Origin of the sequence: Vibrio sp. SG41-7, assembly GCF_014164465.1 — a bacterium.
GTDB lineage: Bacteria > Pseudomonadota > Gammaproteobacteria > Enterobacterales > Vibrionaceae > Vibrio > Vibrio splendidus.
Genome location: NZ_JACJFF010000341.1, coordinates 1 through 546 on the forward strand (window position 1 = coordinate 1; position 546 = coordinate 546).

Annotated in this window: 1 protein-coding gene; it reads right to left on the reverse strand. The window is 38.8% G+C overall.

What is annotated here, in order from left to right:
• Window positions 1-15: 15 nt before the first annotated feature.
• Window positions 16-492 carry an IS630 family transposase gene (locus H5300_RS27010; RefSeq protein ID WP_182797390.1) on the reverse strand — a complete coding sequence of 159 codons (477 nt, stop codon included), beginning with the start codon at window positions 490-492 and terminating at the stop codon, window positions 16-18.
• Window positions 493-546: the final 54 nt, after the last annotated feature.

Here is a 546-nt window from a genome sequence, read left to right on the forward strand (position 1 = left end):
ATATGCCCAGGGATCTTAAGGATCGTTTCTATTGGGAATTTTTTTAAAAGATTCTTGAGCTTCTTCTGATTGTTTTGGGTGCTTTGATCGTGTCGTTATCCAACTCAAATTAAGTTCATGCAGTAAGCGGTATACACCGGATGGTTGGTAAGATATATCAAATTCATCAAGGATGAATTGTGTGACGTCACTCCCTTGTAAGCGCCCACCCTCAGGTTTTATTGCATTTGAAGTGACGTATTCTTTAAGATGTTTTTTTTGCTCAATAGTGAGTCTGGAAGGTCTTCCTGTATGAGGTTTTTCTACTAACCCTTCAACACCAAAATCAAGATAGGCCTTGATCCATTTATTCACACTGAGACGACTGACTTTAAGAAATGACGCGATTTCAGTTCGATTTTTACCATCGATAAAGTGAGAGACCGCGAGTAATCTTAGCCTCAACCTCGCGTTGGAGGTTGCGCCGATAAGCTTTGATAAATCTGAGTTCATATAGGCTCCTTTCAGAGTCTATATTAGATCATGAATTTAATGGAATTGGTATAA

Excerpts from the sequence above, each read along its gene's own strand:
- H5300_RS27010 (WP_182797390.1), bottom strand. The coding sequence starts at position 492 with ATGAACTCAGATTTATCAAAGCTTATCGGCGCAACCTCCAACGCGAGG.